Origin of the sequence: Ewingella sp. AOP8-B2-18, from assembly GCF_052376015.1 — a bacterium.
Classification (GTDB): domain Bacteria; phylum Pseudomonadota; class Gammaproteobacteria; order Enterobacterales; family Enterobacteriaceae; genus Ewingella; species Ewingella allii.
Map to the genome: position 1 here is coordinate 434,104 of NZ_JBQSVB010000001.1, position 22,712 is coordinate 456,815.

Genomic DNA, 22,712 nt, shown 5'->3' on the forward strand with positions numbered 1-22,712 from the left:
GACGCTGGCGAGTCAGAGCGCAAAGATAAAAAAACGCCGGGCAAGCCAAGCCGCCCGGCGAAAAATGATGAAGACTTCTTTTCAAGCTAGAGGGTACTGATTAAAGCGCAATCGCGCCGCTGTAGAGAACAGCGCCGGTCGGTTGCCCGGTTGGGGAGCCGCCCTGAGGTTCAAGGCTGATAGCCAGCGTCGAGCCGGGGTCAGGCATTCTTGCCGCCAGTGAAAGCTGGGTTGGCGACGCCACATTTAACAATCCGAGCGAGCGCGGTTTGCCGCCCGCCGGAATGGTCCACAATTCCAAGCTTCGGTCCTTGGCTATCTCCTGCAAATGCAGCGGAGTGAGGGTCAACCGGTTGGCGTCTTTATCTACGCTGACCACCCATTGTCCGCTTCCAGCGCTGCTGTTAGCCAAAATGGCCACTGGCGTGATAGGCGAAGGCTGCACCAGCAGCTTAGGTACCAGCAGTAATGCAGCCAGCCCCGCCGCCAGCGCCCAGCCAAGATAGCCGCGCCACGGCATTTTGCTTGGTGTTGGAGCGTTGTCGGTATGCTCCGCTGCCTGAGGCACAGGCCCCAGTTGCAGCTGAATGCGTTTCCACACTGATGACGGCGGGCTGACCGGCGTGAGCCTGTTGTCGAGCTGGGTAAAGGCTTCCTGCCAGCGAGCCACTTCGGCCTGCAGCGCCGAATCATTTTGCATGGCTATCTCAAACTGGCGGCGCGCCGCACCGCGTAAGGTCCCCAGCGCATATTCCGCCGACAGAGCGGCATGGTATTCCCGTCTGTTTTTCATAGGCCCACGCAGCTCTTTAAATGCTCAAGGGCGCGACGGATCCAGCTTTTGATCGTGCCAAGAGGTTGTTGTAAATGGTCTGAGACTTCGCCATGCGAAAGTCCCTGATAGTATGCCAGCACCAAACTTTGCCGCTGTTCATTCGGCAGGTGCGCCATGCAGTCGGCAAGCACTTTGGCCTCGGCGTTGTGCTGCAAATGGCGCAGCGGCTCGTCATTATCCCCGGACAGGCTCTGTTGCAGGCTGTCGTCCAGTTCATCAAGTTGGTTGTCGCTGCCGCGCATCCAGTCAATGGCGCGGTTACGCACGATATGGGTCAGCCAGGTCATCGGGGAACTGAGTGCGGCATTATAAGACGCAGCGCGATTCCACGCGGTGATAAAGCTGTCATGCAGTACCTCTTCGGCCCACGCGTGGCGTCGCAGCATGCGAAGCGCGACGGCAAACAGGCGCGGCGAAGTTAAACGGTACAGTTTTTCGAAGGCCTGACGATCCCCGCCAGCCATGGCGTGCATCAGGTCGCGCAGGGGATCCTCGGACGGATCCGGCATCGTTTTTATTGTTAAATTCTCATGCATTCGCCAGCCCCAAAACCGAAAGTGTGCAGTGGGATTTTTCGCCACTGCACCCAGTATAGACGGTTTTATTTCGGCATCAGCACGGTATCAATCACGTCGATCACGCCATTTTTCTGCTGCACATCATAGGTACTGATGTTGGCCACGTCGCCCTTGGCATCTTTCAACTGAATATTGTGCGGACCATTGCCAATCAGCCACAGCGCCTGACCATTCACGGTTTTCAGCTCGGCTTTACCGCCACCTTTTTTGATCAATTTCTCCAGATCTTTCATCTCATATTTCCCGGCCACCACGTGGTAGGTGAGGATGCTGGTCAGCGTGGCCTTGTTCTCCGGTTTTACCAGATTAGCCACAGTACCTGCTGGAAGCTTGTTAAAGGCGGCATCGGTGGGAGCAAACACGGTAAACGGCCCTTTGCTTTGCAGAGTATCTACCAGACCTGCGGCTTTCACTGCCGCCACCAACGTGGTGTGGTCTTTAGAGTTCACGGCGTTCTCGACGATATTTTTCGACGGGTACATGGCCGCGCCGCCCACCATGGTGGTGTCGGACATCATTGCTGCCATTGACGCGCTGCTGAAAAGAATCGAAGCACAGATTGCGGTACGAATAAGCGTTTTCATGATGTGGTCCTTTTAGGGTAAGTAGACAAGGTCTTGTCTCACATCTGTACATACGAACCAGGGCGGGATTTGGATGCAGAAAAATCAAAATAAAATGCAGATATTTTTAACTGGCTGAATTTAGGCATAAAAAAACCACGCTCGGCGACGTGGTTTTAATGTGAAAGGGTCAGGAAGTCACTTCCCCGAGGGATTATTGCCCGGCACTTCTACCGTCTCCAGCTTGGTTTTGCGCTGAATAGTCAGCGTGGAGCCCGCCGATGCGGCAATAATCGCCGCCAGCGCCAGCCACTGTGTGCCGGTGAGGAACTCGCCGAGGAAGATAATGCCGGACAGCGCGGCCATCGCCGGCTCCATGCTCATCAGCGTGCCGAAGGTTTTGGCGGGAAGCTTGGTCATGGCGACCATTTCCAGCGAATACGGCACGGCGGAGGTTAGCAGGGCAATCAACAGGCCCAACGGCAGGATGGACAGCGAGAAGATTGAGCTATGAGCCTGAAACGCGCCAATCGGAAAGAAGATCAGGGCGCCAATCAATGAACCCAGCGCCGCTGTGCCGGGGCCGTAGCTGCTTCCAGCGCGCTGGCCCGCCAGAATATAGATGGCCCAGCAGGTGCCGGCAAACAGCGCCAGACAGGCCCCTTTCAGGTCGATGCTGTCAGTCGATTGTCCGAGCGGCAACAGGAACCACAGGCCGATCACCGCCAGAATCACCCAGACAAAGTCCACCGGGCGGCGCGAAGAGAACATCGCCACGGCCAGCGGCCCGGTGAATTCTAGCGCCACGCCGACGCCCAGCGGGATAGTTTGGATGGCCAGATAGAAGCTGTAGTTCATGCTGCCAAGCGCCAGTCCGTAAATCAGCAAGGCTTTCAGGTTGCCGCCGCGCATTTTAATCCGCCACGGCCGAAACCACGCCAGCAGGATCAAAGAGCCGATACCCAGACGCAGCGCGGTGACGCCCTGCGGGCCAACCACCGGAAATAAGGTTTTCGCCAGCGACGCGCCACCCTGTAACGAGAGCATGGCAATTAACAGCAGCAGTACAGCAACGAGTGGCGAAGCTGACTTAGCAATCGCGGGCAGGGCAGGTGCCGGGTCTGCAGAAATATGATGAGATGCGGTGTTTCCGTCCGCAGGTGAATTTTTATCTGACTCGGTCATCCTTCGCGCCTTAAATGTGATCCCGATTCCGCGGAATTCTTGTTTTATCACTAAAAACTGTGAGCGATGTGTTGTTGTGGGTTCAGTGTAGAGGGAAAAGAGGGGCGAAAAAATCCAAAAAAAATAATTTTTCGGGTCAGCTTTCGGAAAATCCTGCTCTTTTTTGATTGAAAAGTGCGCAAAACTTTAGGAATTTTCTGCTAATCAGAAAAAGTTCAATAAGTTTCACTTATACTTTTAGGGCCAAAAAATCATTAATAATCATTAAGATATATCGTATTGGAAACTTCTTGTTACACCATATGATGCTTTGGACATCTTATATCAGGCAGAGTTTCACACTGCTTTTTGTTATATTTTCGTGGTGAAGGTTACTTTTGTTTCCCATTTGAGGTGGTTGTTATGAAAAAAATTGCATGTCTTTCCGCATTAGCTTGCGTAGTAGCACTGGGCGCTTCTAGCGCATTCGCAGACACCAGCACCGTAACTGCAGGTTACGCGCAGGGTGATATGCAAGGCGTTGCTAACAAAGCAAACGGCTTCAACCTGAAATACCGTTTCGAGCAAGATAGCAACCCACTGGGCGTTATCGGCTCTTTCACTTACATCGAGAAAAACAGCTACCCAAGCGCTGACAACTACAACAAAGGTCAGTACTACGGTGTGACTGCTGGTCCAGCTTTCCGTCTGAACGACTGGGCTTCCATCTACGGTGTAGTGGGTGTGGGTTACGGTAAATTCGAAGGCACCAACGGTGTTAGCACTGTTGATCGTCAGAAATCTGACACTAGCGACTACGGTGTTTCTTACGGCGCTGGTATGCAGTTCAACCCAATGGAAAACGTTGCAATTGACGTTTCTTACGAACAGTCCCGTATCCGCAGTGTTGACGTTGGCACCTGGATCGCTGGCGTGGGTTACCGCTTCTAATTATTCGAAAAAGTTAGCGTTCAATCGCTACACGGTTTCGAAAATAAAAACCGCCTCTCGGGGCGGTTTTTTTATGCCTGCTTTTTAGCCATTCCTCGTCAAATCCCGCTATACCAGTTGTAACCCTGATCTTCCCAATATCCCCCCGGATATTCATTGGTGACGAATATCGCCCCGATGTGCTTGGCGTTCTTGAAACCGAGCTTGGTAGGCATGCGCAGACGCAGCGGATAGCCAAAGTCTGGGGGCAGGGGCTTACCATCGAAATCCAGCGCCAGAATGGTCTGCGGGTGCAGCGCCGTCGCCATGTCGATGCTCGAGTAATAACGGTCGTCGCACTTGAAGCCGACATATTTGGCCGTCAGATCCGCGCCAACGTGCTGCAAGAAGACTTTCAGCGGCACGCCGCTCCACTGGCCGATGGCGCTCCAGCCTTCAATACAGATAAGCCGGGTGATTTGGCTCTCCTGCGGCAGGCGCTGAAGCTGCTCTAGCGTCCACGGCGCTTTCTTCTGCACTAAGCCCGACACTTCCAGCCGATAGTTAGGAATATCGATTTCCGGCACGTTGTATTCGGGATAATAGGCATTGAAGCGGAACGGCGTGGTGATTTGGTCGGCGCGATAAGTTTGCGCCAGCTTCTGCCCGCCGAACAGCCAACCCTGCACGCGGTCATTCCAGCGCGACATGGCCCACAGCACCTTGTCCACATTGTCGCCATCCTGCAAATTGCAGCCGGTAAGCATCGACACCGCGCCAAGGGTCAGTCCCGAGCGTAACAGCAGGCGGCGCTGGATATTCACCAGCTGCTTGCGCTGATCCGGCTCAAGGATAATTTTCGGTTTGTCAGCGTTGTCACTCATCGGCGTGCTCCTTAAAGGCCGTTTTTTTGCCGCCGGTGACCATGGCGACAAAGGTTTTAGGCACCAGAAGCACCATCAAAACGTGGATCACCACAAACAGCATCACGCCGCTCATGGCAAAGAAATGCACATAACGGGCGATGTCGAAACCGCCGAACAGCCAGACCAGCCCGCTAAACTGCACCGGCTTCCAGATAGACAGCCCTGAGAGCACCAGCAGCGCGCCGAGCAGCAGCACCCCGACATACATCACTTTCTGCACCGCGTTATATTCACCCAGCTTATGAGGCAGCTTGAAGGTGATGGCTTTGACGATGTCACGCCAGATGGAAGCTGGCGTAAAAGGGAAAAAGTCGTGCTTGAAGTGTCCGCTAAAGGCGCCCCAAAGCAGATAAATCAGCGCATTGACGGCCAGCAGCCACATCACCGCCAGATGCCAGGCAATATTGCCACCCAGCCAGCCTCCCAGCGTGCTTTGCTGCGGGAAGGTAAGAAATTCGAACAGGGGGTCGGCGTTATAGATACCCCAGCCGCTCATCACCATGCCAATCATCGCCAGCAGATTAATCCAGTGGCAGAGGCGCACAGGCCAAGGGTGGATTTTTCGTGGCTTAGGTTGGGCTGACGAGAGAGGTTTCAGCGAAGGTTGATGGCTCACAAGAAAGCTCCTGTGCTATCAAGCAGAGTGAAAAAGAGTGAGGCCAAACGGCGCGAAAAGAGGGGGTTTCGCACCGCCTGGCCTCTTAGTATGGCGTTATCGTCAGTAAAAAGTTAGACACAGGAGACTGACGAAATCGCCGTTACATTGGTGGCGCGACGCCGTCTTTGCCAGCGGCGATACCACGAGCAACCAGGTTGCCTTTATCGTCTTTGGCGGCGAACAGCACGATTTTCACGCCTGGTTTCAGCAAGCTGCGGTCGCCCGGCGCTAACAGCACCACGGGTACATCATCTGGCACCACTACGGTTTTCTGTGCGTCGTGGTACTTCACGGTCAGCGTGCGGCCATTGCTGTTGACCAGCTTGCCGACGGTGCCGTTGGTCATGGTGTTGATTTTGCCATCGGCAGATTCAAACGGGTTGAAGCCTTCGCCGCTGCCGCGCAGGCTTGGTGCGAAGACGTGAACTTCCAGCGCTTTCAGCGTGCCGTCGGCCTGTGGAACGGCGGCGGTACCGATAAAGCTGTCAGCTTTAATATCGGAAATCTGGCCTTTAGACACGCTGTTAACTTTGGTTTGGTCATTGATTTGCACATCAAGCTTGTCACCTTGACGGGTGGTGATTTGCATGGATGAATCATTCACCGAGTCGATGGTTCCGCGCGTCGGTTTAATCACGTTATCTGCTGCGAATGCGCCGGTACACATCAGAAGCGAGCTGAGGACTAAGCCCGCCAGGCGTGTTGAAGTCGTCATGTTAACTCTCCATATTTTTGCAGGTTGATCAAAGTGATAGTGTTATTGCTATAGGGTATAGCTTAGTTAAGAGTGGACGATAAACCCGAACAGTGAGATGACAACTTGATGACAAAATTGTCATCAAACATGACAAACAAAACTGCTAAAGTATTCGCCCAAGAGTCTCTCATTGATAGGTAGCCCGCATGCGTATACTGGTAATTGAAGATGACGTCAGCACCGGCGACTACCTGAAAAAGGGGCTGGGCGAGGCGGGATATCGCGTCGATTTAGCCCGCAACGGCGCTGACGGCCTGTTTTTGGCGCTGGAAGAAGAGTATGACGCGGTGATCCTCGACGTGATGCTGCCGGGGCTGAATGGCTGGCAGGTGATGGAAGTACTGCGCAAGAAAAGCGACGTGCCGGTGCTGTTTCTCACCGCCCGCGATGAAGTGCAGGATCGCATTCACGGGCTGGAACTGGGCGCCGACGACTACCTAATTAAACCATTCTCTTTCACCGAGCTGGTGCTGCGCATTCGCACCCTGCTGCGCCGCCCGTCGGCCCGCGAGGCGGACACCTATTCGTTGGCGGATTTGCATCTCGACGTGCTGCGCCGCCGGGTCACTCGCCAAGAGCAGGTCATCCCTCTGACCAATAAAGAGTTCATGCTGCTGCATTTGCTGATGCGCCGCGAAGGCGAAGTGCTGTCGCGCAGCATGATTGCCTCGCAGGTGTGGGATATGAATTTCGATAGCGACACCAATGTGGTCGACGTGGCGGTAAAACGGCTGCGGGCCAAAGTCGATCGCACCTTCGATCTCAAGCTGATCCACACCGTACGCGGCATCGGCTATGTGTGCGAAGCACGTCCATGAATTTGAAAACTAATGCCAAAAGGCCGAAACGCCCGACCTCGCTAACCCTGCGCGCCACTCTGCTGTTTGGCCTGATTGCCGCGCTGGTGGTCAGCGCGGTGGGGTTCTACCTCTATTATTCGATTGAAAAAGAGCTGATTCGCCGCGCGGATTATCAAGTCAGCGGTCGCGTTCAGTATTTTCGCCAGCTGCTGGCGACAGACTTCCCGCTGACCCAGCTCAGCCATAGCCCGCAATTGTTTGAAAACATGCTCGGCAATGAGCAGGACGTGTTGCAATTCCGCCTGCAAAACAGCGCGCCGATCATCAACGTCAATCCGTCCCATCTGGCGCTTCCTGACACACCGCCGGTGGCCGACGGCACCCAGCTGACGCTGGCTGATATTCAGCGACTCACGGCGGCCGATGGCACGCCGGTGCGCTATATTTCTGCGGCGGTGCGCATGCAGGATGGTCGAACCGTCATCATCTCTGCGGCGCATTTTATGGATGCCGAATCGCAGATGCTGGCGGCGTTTCGCCTCGAAATCATGGGGGCGGTGCTGCTGGCTTACCTGCTGATTGCCGCCTTGGGTTATAGCGTGATCCGCCGGGGCCTGCGGCCGCTGCGTAAGATGGCGCAGGAGGCGGCCAGCATCCATCCGACCAGCCTGGGCACCCGTCTGAGTCGAGAGGGCGCGCCGCAAGAGCTACAGCCGCTGATCCTGTCGTTCAACGCCATGCTAGACCGTCTGGCTGACGGCTATGAGCGCCTGACCCAATTCTCCGCCGATTTGGCTCATGAAATCCGCACCCCGGTGGGCGCGGTGATGGGGCATTGTCAGGTGGCGCTGTACCAGCCGCGCAGCACCGAAGAGTATGAAACCCTGCTGGCCAATAACATGGAGGAGCTGGAGCGCATCTCGCGCATGGTAGAAAACATTCTGTTTTTGGCCCGCGCTTCTCATGCCCATTCCGTCCTCAACATTACGCCGCTGGCGCTCTCCTCCGAGACAGAGCGAGTGGCGGATTATTTCGAAGGTTTGGCCGAAGAGCGCGACATGCGGCTGGTGTGTCAGGGAGGGGGCACGCTCTACGCCGACGCTATCCTGTTCCAGCGCGCATTAAGCAATCTGGTGGCGAACGCCATTCGCTATGGCGACGAAGGCACGGAGATCCGCGTGCAGGTGGAGCAGGTGGCGGCCAATACCCTAATCCACGTCGAGAGCCAGGGGGAGCCGATCCCCGCCGAAAAACGCAGCAAGCTGTTTGACAGGTTTTACCGCGCCGATGCGTCGCGCAGCGAAGGGGGAAGCTCCAACGGGTTAGGGCTGTCTATCGTGCAAGCCATTATGGCGTTGCATCAGGGAAGTGTGTCAGTCAGCAGTATGGCCCAGGGCAAAACGCGGTTTACATTGCAATTTCCGACGGAATATCAGGAGAAAAAAGCACCACTTTCTCAATAATTCCTCAATAAGGTGAAAAAAATACGAAAAATATTTCTTTTCATCTTATTGAAATACATGGATTTAACTAATATTGTTACGTTATTACATTCACTGAAATGATTGAATCTGAACTAAAAGCATTTTTTGCCGGTCAGATTTAGTTATCGAAGTGCACTCTAACGCGTCATTTTTACTCTTCACTTCGGCACGCGCGGGCAGCATACGCATTTGATTATCTAAAAAGAGCTTCACAGACTGATGCAAAAACTACGTTCTCTTTCGCAACAGAAAATTTCACTGTTTATTGCGCTATACCTGGGGATACTACTTAACCTTCCTATTTTCTTCCGACGCTTTGGCCAACTCCATTACGACAATGTGCTATCCATTGCCGTCGAAATGGTGGCGTGTTTCGCGCTGGTTTACTTCCTGACTCAATTGCTCTCCTTTACAGGTAAAACCGTATTCCGCGTGCTGCTCAGCGTGATTGTGGTGTCGTCCGTCGCCGCCAGTTATTACATGATCCTGTTTAATGTCGATATTGGTTACGGCATTTTGGCGGCCGCGCTGGCGTCTGATTCCATCGACCTGTCGAAAGAGTCGATTGGTACCCATTTCGCTGGTTGGGTGGTGCTGTTCAGCCTGCTGCCGCTGGTACTGCTGTGGGCGAGCAAGATGCCGGGATCGGCTCTCAAAGAGACTCGCCCTAAAGGCGTGTTGAAGAAGGTCGTGCTGCTGATTGCGGCGGGATTAATGTGCTATCTGCCGCTGCGCCTGATGGGTAAAGTGCAGGACAAGCATGATGTGATGAACAACCGCATGATGGCAAGTTATGACGGCGTAGTGGCCGGGACTTACTCGCCGTCAAACTGGCTGTCGGCCTTTGGGCTGTTTGTTTATAGCTCTTACAGCCAGGCCGAAGACACCAAAAACCTGTTCGACCCCGCCAAGCATTTCACTTATACACCGCCAAAAGATGTCAAAGACCTGTACGTGGTGTTTGTGATTGGTGAAAGCGCCCGCCGCGACCACATGGGCGTCTATGGCTATGACCGTGACAACACGCCGAATCTGAGCAAAGAGAAGAACCTTGCCGTGCTTCAGGGCTACTCGTGCGATACCGCCACCAAACTCTCGCTGCGCTGCATGTTTGTGCGCGAAGGCGGGGCGTCCGAAGCGCCGCAGCGTACGCTGAAAGAGGCCAACGTCTTCTCCGTGCTGAAGAGCAATGGCTGGAGTTCTGAGCTTTACTCTATGCAGAGTGAGGCGTGGTTCTACAACAAGACCCGCGTCAACGACTACTCGCTGCGTGAAAACATTGCCTCTGAAAAGCGCAACGCCGGTAAGCCTGTGGACGACATGCTGCTGGTGGATGAGATGAAGGACTCGATGGACCATTATCCGCAGGGCCAGCATCTGATCATTCTGCACACCAAAGGTTCGCATTATCTCTATTCCGACCGTTACCCGCGCTCTTTCGCCAAATATCAGCCTGAGTGTATGGGCATTGATGACTCCTGCTCGACGCAAGAGATGATTAACGCTTACGATAACTCGCTGTTGTATACCGACTACTTCCTCGAGCAGGTGTTTAATCAACTGCGAGACAAGAACGCCATCGTGTTTTATGCTTCTGACCACGGCGAATCTATTTCAAAAAGCATGCATTTCCACGGTACACCGCGTGACCACGCGCCAATAGAGCAACGTACGGTGCCGATTATGGTGTGGGCTTCTGACAAGTTCCTGTCTGATGACCACAACCGTGCCGGTTTCGACCAGCTGCAAAAGCTGGCGGCAGATAAAACGCCGGTGTTCCATGAAAAGCTGTTTGATTCGATTTTAGGCTGTATCGGCTACACCTCGCCAAATGGCGGGATTGTCGAGCAGCGCAACTGGTGTCATGTGGCAGACGGGAAGGGCTAAGCATCAATGGATTCACTGCGAATTATCGTCAGCGTGCTGACCGTTATTATGGCACTGCTGACGTTACTGCCGTTGTCGAAGAATCAACGCTGGTGGGTGAGAGTTTGGGACTTCCCGCGACTGCAAATGGCAACCTTGTCATTGCTGTTTTTACTCACCGAACTGTGGGTTTTGCCATTTGGGGGCCCACTCGCCACGCTCATTATCCTGCTGTCGCTGGCCTGTATGGTTTATCAGGCATGGTGGATATTGCCTTACACCCGACTCTATCCGGTGCAGGTGAAGAAAACCGTGCCGAATGGCCATCCGCGCATCAAAATCATTAACTGTAATGTGTTAATGACCAACCGCAACAGCGCCAAACTATTGGAAATAGTCGAGAAAAACCGCCCGGACATTCTGGTGCTGTTGGAAACCGACCTGTGGTGGGAACAGCAGATGTCGCCGCTGGAAGGTGACTATCCGCACAGCATCAAATGCCCGCTGGATAACCTCTACGGCATGCACGTCTATTCTCGCTTGCCGTTGTTTGACGCGAAAATTCAGTATTTAGTGGCTGAAGGTATCCCTTCAATGCATTTCCGCGCTGAATTAACCTCTGGTCATCAGGTGGTGCTGCACTGCCTGCACCCGATGCCGCCAAGCCCGACCGAAGATGATGAATCCACCAATCGCGATGCCGAACTGGTGGCGGTGGGCCACACGGCTTCACGCGCCAGCTACCCGACCATTGTGACCGGCGACCTGAACGACGTGGCCTGGTCGCGCACCACGCGGCTGTTTATGAAGGTTAGCGGCCTGCTTGACCCCCGTCGCGGGCGCGGCATGTACAACACCTTTCATGCTAGCTATCCCTTCCTGCGCTGGCCGCTGGACCACGTTTTCCACAGTAAAGAGTTCACCCTGATTGACCTTCAACGCCTCGAGGCGATGGGTTCCGATCACTTCCCGATTATGGTGGAACTGGCATTAACGCCGGAGCAGGGGAAAGATCAGGAGAAGCTGCAAATCGACAGCGGCGACATTCAGGAAGCACGCGAAAAAATGGATAACGCCGGTGTTAAAAGCCGCGATGTCCACCACGCCGAGCACCTTAATGGGCAGCCTCAGCCCGATTTTGGGCTCTCCTCGTGACCAGCGAACGCGACAGATTGCCCTTAGCGGAAGACCTGCGAGTCTTTCTGGCGGTAGTGAATAAGCAAAGCTTTGCCGCTGCCGCCACCGAGCTAGGGCAGTCTCCCGCCTACGTCAGTAAGCGAATTCAGATCCTTGAAGAGGCGCTGAGTGCGCGCCTGCTGCACCGATCCACGCGTGGCATTCGCCTGACCGAGGAAGGGGAGCGCGCCCAGCGCTGGGCACTGCAAATCCTGGATAACTTCGACCAGTTTATCGGCGACCTGTCCGACTCTCGCACCGAACCGCGTGGCAATGTGCATATTTGCAGCTCGTTTGGCTTTGGCCGCTGCCACGTCGCGCCCGCCGTGGCGGAGCTGGCGGAACACTATCCGCAGCTTAATTTGCGCCTCGACCTGTACGATCGGGTGATTGATCTAGTGGCCGAAGGCGTGGATCTGGAAATTCTAGTCGGAGACGACATCCCCGAGCAGCACATTGGCAAAAAGTTAGCCCAGCATCAGCGCATTCTTTGCGCCTCGCCTGACTATCTCCAGGCCCACGGCGTGCCGGAGTCGTTGGAGGATTTAACCGAACATCAGTGTCTGGTGCTCAAAGAGCGGGATAACCCCTTTGGCATCTGGTCAGTGACGGCAGAGGGCGAAGAGCAGCGCATTCGCGTTAAAGGGGCGCTCTCGTCGAACAGTGGCGAAGTGGTGCTGCAATGGGCGTTGAAACACCACGGCATCATTCTGCGCTCGCAGTGGGACGTCCAGCCCTACCTCGACAGTGGCGAGCTGGTGCAGGTTTTACCGGCTTACTCGCAGCCTGCCAGCGTGTGGGCGGTCTATCCGACGCGTTTGGCGGAGTCCGCCAAGCTGCGGGTCTGTGTCGAATTCTTCCAGCAAAGATTCAGTCAGCTGCTCGGCTAGCGCCGCGATCGTCACGGCGCAAATCACCTGCTTAATTCAACATTCAACATTAAGAACTTAACACTCACCGAGAGTGCTTCACGCCAACCACGGATTGTTTTGCAAATGCCTCTGCTGGAACTGGCGAATGTCGTCGCTGTAGCGCAGGGTATTGCCGATAGCATCGAGACCGTTGAGCAGTGACAGTTTACTCAGCTCATCAATAGTGAAATCAATCAGCTCGCCGTTGCTCAGGCTAATTTTCTGCTCAGGCAGGTCAACGGTGATCTCATTGGTCTGCGGCTGTGCGACCCGTTCCGCGATTTTGGACCACTGCTCGGGCGAAAGTTGCACGGTCAGCACGCCGTTACGCTGGCAGTTGTCGAAGAAGATCCCGGCGAAGGTGGTGCCAATCAGCGCCCGAATGCCCAGCTGTTTCAGCCCCCACACCGCGTGCTCGCGGCTTGAGCCACAGCCAAAGTTTGGCCCAACTACCAGAAACTTGGCCGACTGCCACTCAGGCTGATTGAGAATAAACGCCGGGTCCGGCGCGCCGTCGGTCAAAAAGCGCAAATCAAAGAACACGCCTTTATCTAAGCCATTACGGTCAATGCCTTTCAGAAACTGCTTTGGCATGATCACGTCGGTATCGACGTTGGCCGCGGTAAGCGGGGCGGCAACGGCGGTTAATACGTTAAAAGCTTGCATGGTTCTCTCCTCACACTTCGCGAACGTCGGTCAGATGGCCGCGAATGGCGGCGGCGGCGACCATCGCCGGGCTCATCAGATGGGTACGGGCTCCGGCACCCTGACGACCTTCAAAGTTACGGTTGGTGCTCGACGCGCAGCGATCGCCCGGTGACAGCACGTCGTCGTTCATCGCCAGACACATTGAGCAGCCTGACTGGCGCCACTCGAAACCGGCCTGAATAAAGATCTCGGCCAAGCCTTCTGCTTCGGCCTGCGCCCGCACTTGGCTAGAGCCGGGGACAATCATTGCCCGCACTGTCGCTGCCACGCTTTTACCGCGAACCACCTCCGCCGCCGCGCGCAAATCTTCAATACGCGCATTGGTACAGGAGCCTATAAAGGCGTGGCTGATATTGATGCTATTGAGCGGCTGACCTGCGCGCAGGCCCATGTAGTTCAGGGCACGCTGCAAATCTTTGCGGCGAGAAGCATCCGGCTCGGCTGACGGGTCCGGCACTTGGCCGTTAATCGCCAGAGCCTGATCCGGGCTGGTTCCCCAGCTCACCATCGGGGCAATCTCAGCGGCGCTGAGTTCCACTTCGCGGTCAAACACGGCGTCGGCGTCGCTGTGTAACTCTTTCTTCCACAGGGCAACGGCGTCGAGCCACTGCTGGCCTTTCGGCGCGCGCGGTTTGTCTTTCAAATACTCGAAGACCTTTTCGTCTGGTGCCATAAATGCGCCACGCGCACCGGCCTCGACCGCCATATTGCAGATGGTCATCCGCCCCTCGACGCTGAGCATGTCGATGCCTTCGCCGCAGAACTCAATGGCGTAGCCGGTCGCACCCGCCGCGCCGATTTTCGCCACCAGCGCCATCACCACGTCTTTGGCGGTAATGCCGTTTGCCAGCTTACCGTTGACCGTCACGCGCATTGTTTTCAGCTTTTTGTACACCAAGGTTTGGGTCGCCAGCAGGTGTTCAATTTCTGAGGTGCCGATGCCGAAACCAAACGCGCCCAGCGCGCCATAGGTAGTGGTGTGGCTGTCTCCGGCGGCGATAACCATGCCCGGCAAGATAAAGCCCTGTTCAGGCGCCACCACGTGCTCAATGCCCTGACGTTTGTCTAAAATATCAAACAGCTCAATGCCAAACTCTTGGCAGTTTTCCGCCAAATAGGAGACCTGCCGCGCTCCGCCCGCGTCCGGCATTTGGCGGGTACGCACTGGCGCAGTTGGGTTGACGTGGTCAACTACCGCGAGAGACGTCTCAGGCCGCCACACGCGGCGCCCGGCGTCACGCAGCCCGCTAAAGGCCTGCGGGCTGGTGTACTCGTTAATCACCTGACGGTCGATGTAAAGCAGCACGTGGCCTTTGTTATCCAGCGTGCGCACGCTGTGACTGTCGATATGCTTTTCATATAGCGTTCTTGGTTTCATTTTATTGTCCTGAGAAACTATTATTGCCCTGAGAAACTCAGTGGATAACCCAGCGTCGCAACTTCCAGGTGTCCGAGCAATGGCCTAAGCGTGGTGCTTCAAAACACGATCCGTGAATAGCCGATCTCCAGTTGTGAGCTTGTTGCCAACGGGGCAAAGACTAAGATGGGTAAAAAAGGAGAAAACCCATGCTTGAACATTTTACCCAAGGTCGGATTGCCGTTAATGGAACTGACATTGCCTATCGAATAGCCGGTCAAGGCGAACCCTTGCTACTGCTGCACGGACACCCGCAAACGCAGGCCATTTGGCATAAAATCGCGCCGTACCTGACTTCACAATACACAGTGGTACTAGCCGATTTACGCGGCTACGGCGACAGTGGCAAACCTGAGCCGGACGCCGACCATTATCTCTACAGCAAGCGCGAAATGGCGCAGGACCAGTACGAGCTGATGCTAGCGCTGGGCTTCAAGCAATTTAGCGTGATAGCCCATGACCGCGGCGCTCGCGTGGCGCACCGTCTGGCCCTCGACCACCCGCAGGCCGTAAAACGCATGGTGCTGATGGATATCGCGCCGACGCTATCCATGTACCAGCAAACCAATGAAGAATTTGCTCGCGCCTACTGGCATTGGTTCTTCCTGATTCGCCCCGCGCCGCTCCCTGAAGCCTTAATCTCTCATGATGCTGACCTGTACCTGCGCAGCGTAATGGGTAGCCGCAGCGCCGGTATGCAGCCCTTCACCGACGAAGCATACGCAGATTATTTGCGCTGTCTGCAACTTGATGGCACGGCGCGTGGGATTTGCGAGGACTATCGAGCCTCGGCGTCGATTGACCTGCAACACGACCAGATTGATCTCGAGGCGTCTCGCAAAGTGCAATGTCCGCTGTTGATCCTGTGGGGCGAGCAGGGCACCGTCGGCAAATGTTTTAAGCCGCTGGAGGAATGGGCGAAGGTGGCTGAACAGGTAACAGGCGAGGCGCTGCCCTGTGGACACTACATTGCAGAAGAACAGCCGGAGCTTCTGCTGGAGAAGGTTTTGCCTTTCTTGCGCCAATAAACGGAGCAGGTTTTTGAATAGCCAACAAAAAACCCGCCGAGGCGGGTTTTTATTATCGTACTAACGGAGCGATTGAGGATTAAATCGTCTGCTCAGGGAAGGTCAGGGTGTTGCCCGGCGCTTCGCGATTAATGTGCAGGAAGTTCAGATGACGTTCGTACTGATCCAGAATGTCATTGATCACCTGATGCTTGGTGAAGTCCATCAGGTCATTACCCTGCGTACCTTCCAGCAGGAAGGTTTCCAGACGGTAGTAGTGCGATTTACCCGCACGAGCGCGATAGGTAAACGCCGGAACGGCATAGCGCACAGGCCAGATCTGATAGACAAAGTTCTGCTCTTCGCCCAGCGCCACGATAAGCTCGAGATGGTTGATTTTCTCATCGTCCTCCGGCTCATGCTCGCTGAACTCGACTTTGGCACCGCGCAGCTCCAGCTCTTGAGCCACGTCCAGCATTGCCGGACGGCAGACGTTATCCATCATTTTCTGCGTATGGGTGGTACCCGGATAGTTCATCACGCGTGATAAACGCTGTTTCCAGTTAAGCACCGCGTCGCCGCCGCTGACCGCAATCGGGGCCAGAGACTGCTGGGTACTGGCGCGGCGATAATCTTCCAGCCGCAGCGATTTATACAAACCGGCCATGATGAAGAAGATAACGAAGCTAAACGGCAAACCCATGATAACCGTGGCGTTTTGCAGCGCTGAGACGCCGTCGGTCATCAACATGCCCAGCGTTAACACGCCGATGGTGACTGACCAGAAAATGCGTAACCAGTTCGGGGCATCGTTGTTGATGTCCGCCAGCTTCGAGGTGAAGTTACCCAGCACCAGAGAGCCGGAATCCGCCGACGTCACGTAGAACAGCAGGCCGGTAATGGTGGCAACCGAAGCACTCAGGGTAAAGCCCGGATACTGCGCCAGCAGGCTGTAAACGCCGCGCTCAGGGTGGGCGATCACTTCATTGGCGAAGCCCAGATTACCGTGAATGATTTGGTACAGCGCGCTGTTACCGAAAATCGACAACCACAGCAGGGTAAACACAAACGGAATGATCAAGGTACCCAGCACGAACTCACGGATGGTACGGCCGCGTGAGATACGCGCCAGGAACAGGCCAACAAACGGCGACCAGGCAACCCACCATGCCCAGAAGAACAGCGTCCAGCTATTCATCCACTGGGTTGGACGGTCAAAGGCAAAGGTGTTGAGGGTCATGCCCATAAAGCGGTTGATGTAATCACCAATGTTGAGCACCAGCGCGTTAAGCAAGAATTCGGTATTACCGAAGAACAACAGGAACAGGATCAGACCCAGCGCCAGCAGCACGTTCAGCTCGGACAGAATTCGAATACCTTTGTTCACGCCAGAGGTCACAGAGACTGTCGCCATAATCACCGACAGCAGGATAAGCGAGGCCTGCACCGTCAGGTTTTCCGGGATTTTGAACAGCACGTTGAGGCCGTAGTTCAGCTGCACCACGCCGATACCCAGCGTGGTGGCGATACCAAAGATGGTGCCGACCACCGCCGCGATATCCACGCTGTGGCCGATGGGACCATTAATGCGCTTGCCGAAGATTGGATATAGCGCAGAACGAATGGTCAGCGGCAGGTTGTAGCGATAACTAAAGTAAGCCAGCGCGATGCCCATCAGCGCGTACATTGACCAGCCGGTCAGGCCGTAGTGGAACAGCGTCCAGGTCATCGCCTGACGCGCAGCTTCCAGCGTCTGGCCCTGACCTTCCGGCGGCAACATATATTGCGTTACCGGCTCGGCCACGGAGAAGAACATCAGGTCGATGCCTATCCCGGCGGCGAACAGCATCGCAGCCCAACTCATCATGCTGAATTCGGGTTTGGATTGTTCAGGGCCGAGTTTAATCGAGCCGAAGCGCGAACAGGCAATGAACACTACAAACACGATGTACAGCGTAGCAGCCAACATGTAATACCAGCCGAAAGTTGCTGATACCCAATTCAGTGCACTACTGAGCCATTTCCCCGACAATTCGGTATAAAAAATAGACATCAGCGTGAAGGCTAAAATTAAACCGGCGGACGTGAAAAACACCACGCCGTTCAATTTATCCCGTGGTTTCTCGGACAGTTTATCCGTCGTATCGACAGCAGCCATCGTTTCCCCTGTTAGGTTATTAATGAACTTATTTTCAGATAGTTAGCAGGTTACTTCATCCATTTATAATGCATTTCTCATACAAATTACTAACGTATTGGTAATAAAATATATGCATTTTTGATTGAACGTTCAATCAAAAAAAAGTTAAATAGAGTCAGCAACAAGGTTAAGAACGTCCGAAATCATGGTTAAAAAATAGGTTTCGGAAGACCGATTTTTCAGGAGTTGTACCCATGCCCAAAGTAGGAATGCAGCCAATTAGACGGCAGCAATTGATTGAGGCAACGCTGGCAGCAGTGAACGAAGTGGGGATGCATGAAGCATCGATTTCGCAAATTGCCCGCCGCGCTGGCGTGTCCAACGGCATCATCAGTCACTATTTCCGTGACAAGAATGGTCTGCTGGAAGCCACCATGCGTTATTTGCTCAGTCATTTGGGGGAAGGGGTGCAGGCGCGACTGGCGCAGCTGGACGACGACGCACCAACGGCACGTTTGCACGCAATTGCTCAGGCCAACTTCGACGACAGCCAGACCAATGGCGCGGCGATGAAAACCTGGCTGGCTTTTTGGGCCAGCAGCATGCATCACCCGCAGTTGCACCGCCTACAGCAAGTGAACAGTCGCCGACTCTATTCAAATTTATGTTCTGAGTTTAGGCGGTTTTTACCGAAAGACGCGGCGCGCGTTGCCGCGAAAGGTATGGCCGGATTAATCGACGGCCTGTGGTTGAGGTCAGCCCTGAGTGGCAAGCCGTTTAACCGCGAAGAAGCGCTACAAATTACTTATCGCTTCATTGAATCACAAATTTCGGCCCCCGCGCCGAAGGCCTAAATTCAGACCGCACTGACCGAGGAGAAGTTAATTATGTCCCGCTACGGCACACAAAAACTGTATATCGATGGACGCTATCAGGAAAGCACCGGCAACGAGACGTTTGACGCCATCAACCCGGCCAATGGCGAAGTCATTGCCACCTTGCCAAACGCGACTGCCGAAGACGTTGATCTGGCAGTTAACGCGGCGATTAAAGGCCAGAAAGAGTGGGCAGCAATGACCGCGATGCAGCGTTCGCGCATTTTACGTCGTGCAGTGGATATTCTGCGCGAGCGGAATGACGAGCTGGCAGCTATCGAAACCGCAGACACCGGTAAGCCGCTGTCTGAAACCACCGCCGTGGATATCGTCACTGGCGCTGACGTGCTGGAGTACTACGCCGGGCTTATCCCTGCGCTCGAAGGCCAGCAGATCCCACTGCGCGACTCTTCCTTCGTCTACACCCGCCGCGAGCCGCTGGGCGTAGTGGCAGGCATTGGCGCATGGAACTACCCGATTCAAATCGCACTGTGGAAGTCTGCTCCGGCGCTGGCTGCGGGTAACGCGATGATTTTCAAACCGAGCGAAGTGACTTCGCTGACCGCGCTGAAACTGGCTGAAATCTTCACCGAAGCGGGCGTGCCGAATGGCGTGTTTAACGTGGTAACCGGCAGCGGCGCGAGCGTCGGCCAGGCCCTGACCGACCATCCGCACATCGCTAAAGTCTCCTTCACCGGCGGCGTAGCGACCGGCAAGAAAGTGATGGCCAGCGCATCGGCCTCCACGCTGAAAGACGTGACCATGGAGCTGGGGGGTAAATCTCCGCTGATCATCTTCCCAGACGCTGATCTCGATAAAGCCGCAGATATCGCCATGATGGCGAACTTCTACAGCTCAGGTCAGGTCTGCACCAACGGCACCCGCGTGTTTGTGCCCGCAACCCGCAAAGCTGAGTTCGAAGCCAAAATTCTGGAGCGCGTACAGCGTATTCGCCTCGGCGACCCGACTGACGAAAACGTCAACTTCGGGCCACTGGTCAGCTTCGCACACATGGAATCCGTGCTGCGCTACATCGAAAGCGGCAAAAGCGAAGGCGCGCGTCTGTTAGCGGGCGGCGAGCGCATCATCATCGGCGATTACGCCAAGGGCGCTTACGTCGCACCGACGGTATTCACCGACTGTAAAGACGACATGAAAATCGTCCGCGAAGAGATCTTCGGGCCGGTAATGAGCATTTTGTCTTACGAGAGCGAAGAAGAAGTGGTGCGCCGCGCCAACGATACCGAATACGGTCTGGCAGCGGGCCTGGTGACACAGGATCTGAACACCGCACACCGCGTTATCCACCAGTTGGAAGCCGGTATCTGCTGGATCAACACCTGGGGCGAGTCTGACGCTGCCATGCCAGTGGGGGGCTACAAGCACTCTGGCGTAGGCCGCGAAAACGGCGTGAGCACCCTTGAGCATTACACTCAGATTAAATCCGTGCAGGTTGAGCTGGGCGAATACAGTTCGGTCTTTTAATCCGCCACCGCATAGGAGAATTGAATGGATTACGATTACATCATCATTGGTGCCGGTTCAGCCGGCAACGTATTAGCGACCCGTTTAACCGAAGACAGCAGCGTCAACGTGCTGCTGCTGGAGGCGGGCGGCCCAGATTATCGTCTGGATTTCCGCACGCAGATGCCTGCGGCGCTGGCTTTCCCGCTACAGGGGAAGCGTTACAACTGGGCCTACGAAACTGACCCAGAGCCATTTATGAACAACCGCCGCATGGAGTGTGGCCGTGGTAAAGGGCTGGGCGGCTCGTCGCTGATTAACGGTATGTGCTACATCCGTGGTAACGCGATGGACTTCGACAACTGGGCGAAAGCGCCGGGTCTGGAAGACTGGAGCTACCTCGACTGCCTGCCGTACTTCCGCAAAGCTGAAACTCGCGACATCGGGCCGAACGATTTCCACGGCGGCGATGGTCCGGTGAGCGTTGCGACGCCGAAGAATGGCAATAATCCGCTGTTCCACGCCATGATTGAAGCAGGCGTGCAGGCCGGTTATCCGCGCACCGACGACTTGAACGGCCATCAGCAGGAAGGCTTCGGCCCGATGGATCGCACAGTGACGCCAAAAGGCCGCCGCGCCAGTACCGCGCGGGGTTATTTGGATCAGGCGAAATCGCGCGCTAACCTGACGATTGTCACTCATGCGATGACCGACAAGATTCTATTTGAAGGCAAGCGCGCCGTGGGCGTGAGCTACTTCAAAGGCGACGAGTACAATGCCAAAACGGCGAAAGCCAAACGCGAAGTGCTGCTGTGCGGCGGGGCGATTGCTTCTCCACAGATTCTGCAACGCTCCGGCGTCGGCCCGTCCGAACTGTTAAATAGTCTGGATATTCCTGTGGTGCATGACTTGCCGGGCGTTGGCGAGAACTTGCAGGACCATCTGGAAATGTACTTGCAGTACAGCTGTACTCAGCCGGTGTCACTCTATCCGGCGCTGCAATGGTTCAACCAGCCGAAAATCGGTGCCGAGTGGCTGTTCAACGGTACTGGCGTGGGTGCCAGCAATCAGTTTGAGGCCGGCGGCTTTATCCGCAGCCGCGAAGAGTTTGAGTGGCCGAACATTCAGTACCACTTCCTGCCAGTTGCCATTAACTACAACGGCAGCAACGCGGTGAACGAGCACGGCTTCCAGGCTCACGTTGGCTCAATGCGCTCGCCAAGTCGCGGCCGCGTGCAGGTGAAGTCGAAAGATCCGCGCCAGCACCCGAGCATTCTGTTCAACTACATGTCGAGCGAGCAGGATTGGCACGAGTTCCGCGATGCGATCCGTATCACCCGTGAGATCATGGCCCAGCCAGCGCTGGACCCGTACCGTGGCCGAGAAATCAGTCCGGGCGCAGATGTTCAGACCGACGAGCAGCTCGACGCCTTTATCCGTGAACATGCCGAGACGGCGTTCCACCCATCTTGTTCATGCAAAATGGGTAGCGACGAGATGGCCGTGGTAGACGGGCAGGGGCGCGTGCACGGTATGCAAGGCCTGCGCGTGGTGGATGCGTCAATCATGCCGCAAATCATCACTGGTAACCTGAATGCGACCACCATCATGATCGCCGAGAAAATCGCTGATAAGATCCGTGGACGCGAAGCCTTGCCGAAGAGCACGGCGGATTATTATCAGGCCAACGGCGCGCCGGTAAGAAAAGAAGCGGCTAAACCATTACTCTGATAAATAGCTAGACTGTCTTTATCGTCTGGACATGATAAAAAGAGATAATCTTCGGGTTATCTCTTTTTTTTGGCTACGGCACTGTGCGGCAGGAGCGGGAATTTTATGACGGATTCAAACAAGGACATTCTTTGGCAGGATGTACACCACAGTAAACTCAATGTCGCCCAGCTTTACGCCATTCTGGCCCTGCGCAGCGACGTGTTTGTGGTGGAGCAAAACTGTATTTATCAGGATATTGATGGCCGCGATTTGGTGGGCGAAAACCGCCACATCATTGGCTGGCAAAACGGCCAGCCGGTGGCATATCTGCGCATCCTCGAACTGGACGGCGAAGTGGCGATTGGCCGCGTGATCATCGCCCCTGCCGCCCGAGGTTTAAAGCTGGGTTATCAGCTGATGGAGCGGGCGCTCAACTCCTGTAAAAAGCACTGGCCCGACGCCGAGGTTATCCTTTCCGCACAGGCGCATTTGCAGAAATTCTACGGCAGTTTCGGGTTTGTGGCTTACACGGATATTTATGATGAAGATGGGATCCCGCATATAAGTATGAGGTTAAAGGGGGGCGGCCTGAGCGGTGAACTTTAAAGTCAAGGTCAAAACCGTGGGCTCGCCGCCCACACTGGCCCAAAGGGTTTTAAACGAAACCCTTTGGAATCCTGCGTTTTTTGCCACTGGAAGATCGAGGCTGCGCAGAGTTGGAATGGACATGTTTCAGCAGC

At 55.1% G+C, this 22,712-nt stretch carries 21 protein-coding genes; 11 read left to right on the forward strand and 10 right to left on the reverse strand.

Translation table 11 applies throughout. From position 1 onward, the window contains the following. Positions 1 to 100: 100 nt before the first annotated feature. The 4 genes from ACT3RR_RS02100 to rhtA form a co-directional block, all read right to left on the reverse strand. Positions 101 to 793, reverse strand: a complete 693-nt coding sequence (locus ACT3RR_RS02100) for an anti-sigma factor (protein WP_496199638.1) — start codon at positions 791 to 793, stop codon at positions 101 to 103. Next, positions 790 to 1,371 carry a sigma-70 family RNA polymerase sigma factor gene (locus tag ACT3RR_RS02105; RefSeq protein WP_396131948.1) on the reverse strand — a complete coding sequence of 194 codons (582 nt, stop codon included), beginning with the start codon at positions 1,369 to 1,371 and terminating at the stop codon, positions 790 to 792. The genes ACT3RR_RS02100 and ACT3RR_RS02105 overlap by 4 nt, the downstream gene beginning before the upstream one ends. A 65-nt stretch (positions 1,372 to 1,436) precedes the next feature. Further along, on the reverse strand, positions 1,437 to 1,997 hold the full coding sequence (locus tag ACT3RR_RS02110; RefSeq protein WP_353501469.1) for a fasciclin domain-containing protein: 561 nt from the start codon (positions 1,995 to 1,997) through the stop codon (positions 1,437 to 1,439). Between the two features lie 177 nt (positions 1,998 to 2,174). Further along, positions 2,175 to 3,161: a threonine/homoserine exporter RhtA gene (gene rhtA / locus ACT3RR_RS02115; RefSeq protein ID WP_485902778.1), complete on the reverse strand. Its 987-nt coding sequence runs from the start codon at positions 3,159 to 3,161 to the stop codon at positions 2,175 to 2,177. Positions 3,162 to 3,563: 402 nt separating this feature from the next. Here rhtA and ompX point away from each other — a divergent pair, with 402 nt between their 5' ends. Then, a complete protein-coding gene (gene ompX, locus ACT3RR_RS02120; protein ID WP_353501471.1) occupies positions 3,564 to 4,091 on the forward strand; it encodes an outer membrane protein OmpX in 528 nt (175 codons plus the stop codon). Positions 4,092 to 4,189: 98 nt separating this feature from the next. Here the strand turns inward: ompX and ACT3RR_RS02125 are convergent, their stop codons facing one another. The 3 genes from ACT3RR_RS02125 to ACT3RR_RS02135 all read right to left on the reverse strand — a co-directional run bounded on the left by ACT3RR_RS02125 (position 4,190) and on the right by ACT3RR_RS02135 (position 6,369). Then, positions 4,190 to 4,954, reverse strand: a complete 765-nt coding sequence (locus tag ACT3RR_RS02125; protein WP_496199639.1) for a molybdopterin-dependent oxidoreductase — start codon at positions 4,952 to 4,954, stop codon at positions 4,190 to 4,192. Then, positions 4,947 to 5,594 carry a cytochrome b/b6 domain-containing protein gene (locus ACT3RR_RS02130; RefSeq protein ID WP_353503928.1) on the reverse strand — a complete coding sequence of 216 codons (648 nt, stop codon included), beginning with the start codon at positions 5,592 to 5,594 and terminating at the stop codon, positions 4,947 to 4,949. The genes ACT3RR_RS02125 and ACT3RR_RS02130 overlap by 8 nt, the downstream gene beginning before the upstream one ends. A gap of 160 nt (positions 5,595 to 5,754) precedes the next feature. Next, positions 5,755 to 6,369 (reverse strand): hypothetical protein, encoded by a 615-nt coding sequence (locus tag ACT3RR_RS02135; protein ID WP_353501473.1) that lies wholly within the window; start codon positions 6,367 to 6,369, stop codon positions 5,755 to 5,757. A 188-nt stretch (positions 6,370 to 6,557) separates the two neighbouring features. Here ACT3RR_RS02135 and ACT3RR_RS02140 point away from each other — a divergent pair, with 188 nt between their 5' ends. The 5 genes from ACT3RR_RS02140 to ACT3RR_RS02160 all read left to right on the forward strand — a co-directional run bounded on the left by ACT3RR_RS02140 (position 6,558) and on the right by ACT3RR_RS02160 (position 12,627). Continuing rightward, on the forward strand, positions 6,558 to 7,229 hold the full coding sequence (locus ACT3RR_RS02140; protein ID WP_353501474.1) for a heavy metal response regulator transcription factor: 672 nt from the start codon (positions 6,558 to 6,560) through the stop codon (positions 7,227 to 7,229). Beyond that, positions 7,226 to 8,674 (forward strand): heavy metal sensor histidine kinase, encoded by a 1,449-nt coding sequence (locus tag ACT3RR_RS02145; protein WP_496199640.1) that lies wholly within the window; start codon positions 7,226 to 7,228, stop codon positions 8,672 to 8,674. Before ACT3RR_RS02140 ends, ACT3RR_RS02145 begins: the two co-directional genes overlap by 4 nt. Positions 8,675 to 8,914: 240 nt before the next feature. Continuing rightward, the gene (gene eptB, locus ACT3RR_RS02150) at positions 8,915 to 10,582 is read left to right on the forward strand and encodes a kdo(2)-lipid A phosphoethanolamine 7''-transferase (protein ID WP_496199641.1); all 1,668 of its coding nucleotides are present in this window, start codon (positions 8,915 to 8,917) and stop codon (positions 10,580 to 10,582) included. A 6-nt stretch (positions 10,583 to 10,588) separates the two neighbouring features. Next, a complete protein-coding gene (locus ACT3RR_RS02155) occupies positions 10,589 to 11,716 on the forward strand; it encodes an endonuclease/exonuclease/phosphatase family protein (RefSeq protein ID WP_485902772.1) in 1,128 nt (375 codons plus the stop codon). Beyond that, a complete protein-coding gene (locus tag ACT3RR_RS02160; RefSeq protein WP_485902770.1) occupies positions 11,713 to 12,627 on the forward strand; it encodes a LysR substrate-binding domain-containing protein in 915 nt (304 codons plus the stop codon). The genes ACT3RR_RS02155 and ACT3RR_RS02160 overlap by 4 nt, the downstream gene beginning before the upstream one ends. Before the next feature lie 78 nt (positions 12,628 to 12,705). Here the strand turns inward: ACT3RR_RS02160 and leuD are convergent, their stop codons facing one another. Together leuD and leuC are read right to left on the reverse strand one after the other, a co-directional pair. Continuing rightward, positions 12,706 to 13,314 carry a 3-isopropylmalate dehydratase small subunit gene (gene leuD / locus ACT3RR_RS02165; RefSeq protein ID WP_353501479.1) on the reverse strand — a complete coding sequence of 203 codons (609 nt, stop codon included), beginning with the start codon at positions 13,312 to 13,314 and terminating at the stop codon, positions 12,706 to 12,708. Between the two features lie 10 nt (positions 13,315 to 13,324). Next, positions 13,325 to 14,734, reverse strand: coding sequence for a 3-isopropylmalate dehydratase large subunit (gene leuC / locus ACT3RR_RS02170; protein ID WP_496199642.1), 1,410 nt, complete (start codon positions 14,732 to 14,734; stop codon positions 13,325 to 13,327). Between the two features lie 188 nt (positions 14,735 to 14,922). Here leuC and ACT3RR_RS02175 point away from each other — a divergent pair, with 188 nt between their 5' ends. Continuing rightward, the gene (locus ACT3RR_RS02175) at positions 14,923 to 15,801 is read left to right on the forward strand and encodes an alpha/beta fold hydrolase (RefSeq protein ID WP_353501481.1); all 879 of its coding nucleotides are present in this window, start codon (positions 14,923 to 14,925) and stop codon (positions 15,799 to 15,801) included. 79 nt (positions 15,802 to 15,880) lie between these two features. On the opposite strand, the gene ACT3RR_RS02180 is transcribed toward ACT3RR_RS02175, so the two are convergent. Further along, positions 15,881 to 17,938 (reverse strand): choline transporter, encoded by a 2,058-nt coding sequence (locus tag ACT3RR_RS02180; protein ID WP_353501482.1) that lies wholly within the window; start codon positions 17,936 to 17,938, stop codon positions 15,881 to 15,883. A 236-nt stretch (positions 17,939 to 18,174) separates the two neighbouring features. Here ACT3RR_RS02180 and betI point away from each other — a divergent pair, with 236 nt between their 5' ends. From betI to ACT3RR_RS02200, 4 genes are all read left to right on the forward strand, one after another. Beyond that, the gene (gene betI / locus ACT3RR_RS02185; RefSeq protein WP_353501483.1) at positions 18,175 to 18,774 is read left to right on the forward strand and encodes a transcriptional regulator BetI; all 600 of its coding nucleotides are present in this window, start codon (positions 18,175 to 18,177) and stop codon (positions 18,772 to 18,774) included. A gap of 33 nt (positions 18,775 to 18,807) precedes the next feature. After that, positions 18,808 to 20,280, forward strand: a complete 1,473-nt coding sequence (gene betB, locus ACT3RR_RS02190; protein ID WP_353501484.1) for a betaine-aldehyde dehydrogenase — start codon at positions 18,808 to 18,810, stop codon at positions 20,278 to 20,280. Between the two features lie 24 nt (positions 20,281 to 20,304). After that, positions 20,305 to 21,990 carry a choline dehydrogenase gene (betA, locus tag ACT3RR_RS02195; protein WP_353501485.1) on the forward strand — a complete coding sequence of 562 codons (1,686 nt, stop codon included), beginning with the start codon at positions 20,305 to 20,307 and terminating at the stop codon, positions 21,988 to 21,990. Between the two features lie 105 nt (positions 21,991 to 22,095). Beyond that, on the forward strand, positions 22,096 to 22,578 hold the full coding sequence (locus tag ACT3RR_RS02200; protein WP_496199643.1) for a GNAT family N-acetyltransferase: 483 nt from the start codon (positions 22,096 to 22,098) through the stop codon (positions 22,576 to 22,578). The last annotated feature ends 134 nt before the right edge of the window (positions 22,579 to 22,712 follow it).

Bases quoted from the DNA above. Each gene is read 5' to 3' on its own strand.
- ACT3RR_RS02100 (WP_496199638.1), bottom strand. From the start codon at position 793: ATGAAAAACAGACGGGAATACCATGCCGCTCTGTCGGCGGAATATGCG.
- ACT3RR_RS02105 (WP_396131948.1), bottom strand. From the start codon at position 1,371: ATGCATGAGAATTTAACAATAAAAACGATGCCGGATCCGTCCGAGGAT.
- ACT3RR_RS02110 (WP_353501469.1), bottom strand. From the start codon at position 1,997: ATGAAAACGCTTATTCGTACCGCAATCTGTGCTTCGATTCTTTTCAGC.
- rhtA (WP_485902778.1), bottom strand. From the start codon at position 3,161: ATGACCGAGTCAGATAAAAATTCACCTGCGGACGGAAACACCGCATCT.
- ompX (WP_353501471.1), top strand. From the start codon at position 3,564: ATGAAAAAAATTGCATGTCTTTCCGCATTAGCTTGCGTAGTAGCACTG.
- ACT3RR_RS02125 (WP_496199639.1), bottom strand. From the start codon at position 4,954: ATGAGTGACAACGCTGACAAACCGAAAATTATCCTTGAGCCGGATCAG.
- ACT3RR_RS02135 (WP_353501473.1), bottom strand. From the start codon at position 6,369: ATGACGACTTCAACACGCCTGGCGGGCTTAGTCCTCAGCTCGCTTCTG.
- ACT3RR_RS02140 (WP_353501474.1), top strand. From the start codon at position 6,558: ATGCGTATACTGGTAATTGAAGATGACGTCAGCACCGGCGACTACCTG.
- ACT3RR_RS02145 (WP_496199640.1), top strand. From the start codon at position 7,226: ATGAATTTGAAAACTAATGCCAAAAGGCCGAAACGCCCGACCTCGCTA.
- eptB (WP_496199641.1), top strand. From the start codon at position 8,915: ATGCAAAAACTACGTTCTCTTTCGCAACAGAAAATTTCACTGTTTATT.
- ACT3RR_RS02155 (WP_485902772.1), top strand. From the start codon at position 10,589: ATGGATTCACTGCGAATTATCGTCAGCGTGCTGACCGTTATTATGGCA.
- leuD (WP_353501479.1), bottom strand. From the start codon at position 13,314: ATGCAAGCTTTTAACGTATTAACCGCCGTTGCCGCCCCGCTTACCGCG.
- leuC (WP_496199642.1), bottom strand. From the start codon at position 14,734: ATGAAACCAAGAACGCTATATGAAAAGCATATCGACAGTCACAGCGTG.
- ACT3RR_RS02175 (WP_353501481.1), top strand. From the start codon at position 14,923: ATGCTTGAACATTTTACCCAAGGTCGGATTGCCGTTAATGGAACTGAC.
- ACT3RR_RS02180 (WP_353501482.1), bottom strand. From the start codon at position 17,938: ATGGCTGCTGTCGATACGACGGATAAACTGTCCGAGAAACCACGGGAT.
- betI (WP_353501483.1), top strand. From the start codon at position 18,175: ATGCCCAAAGTAGGAATGCAGCCAATTAGACGGCAGCAATTGATTGAG.
- betB (WP_353501484.1), top strand. From the start codon at position 18,808: ATGTCCCGCTACGGCACACAAAAACTGTATATCGATGGACGCTATCAG.
- betA (WP_353501485.1), top strand. From the start codon at position 20,305: ATGGATTACGATTACATCATCATTGGTGCCGGTTCAGCCGGCAACGTA.
- ACT3RR_RS02200 (WP_496199643.1), top strand. From the start codon at position 22,096: ATGACGGATTCAAACAAGGACATTCTTTGGCAGGATGTACACCACAGT.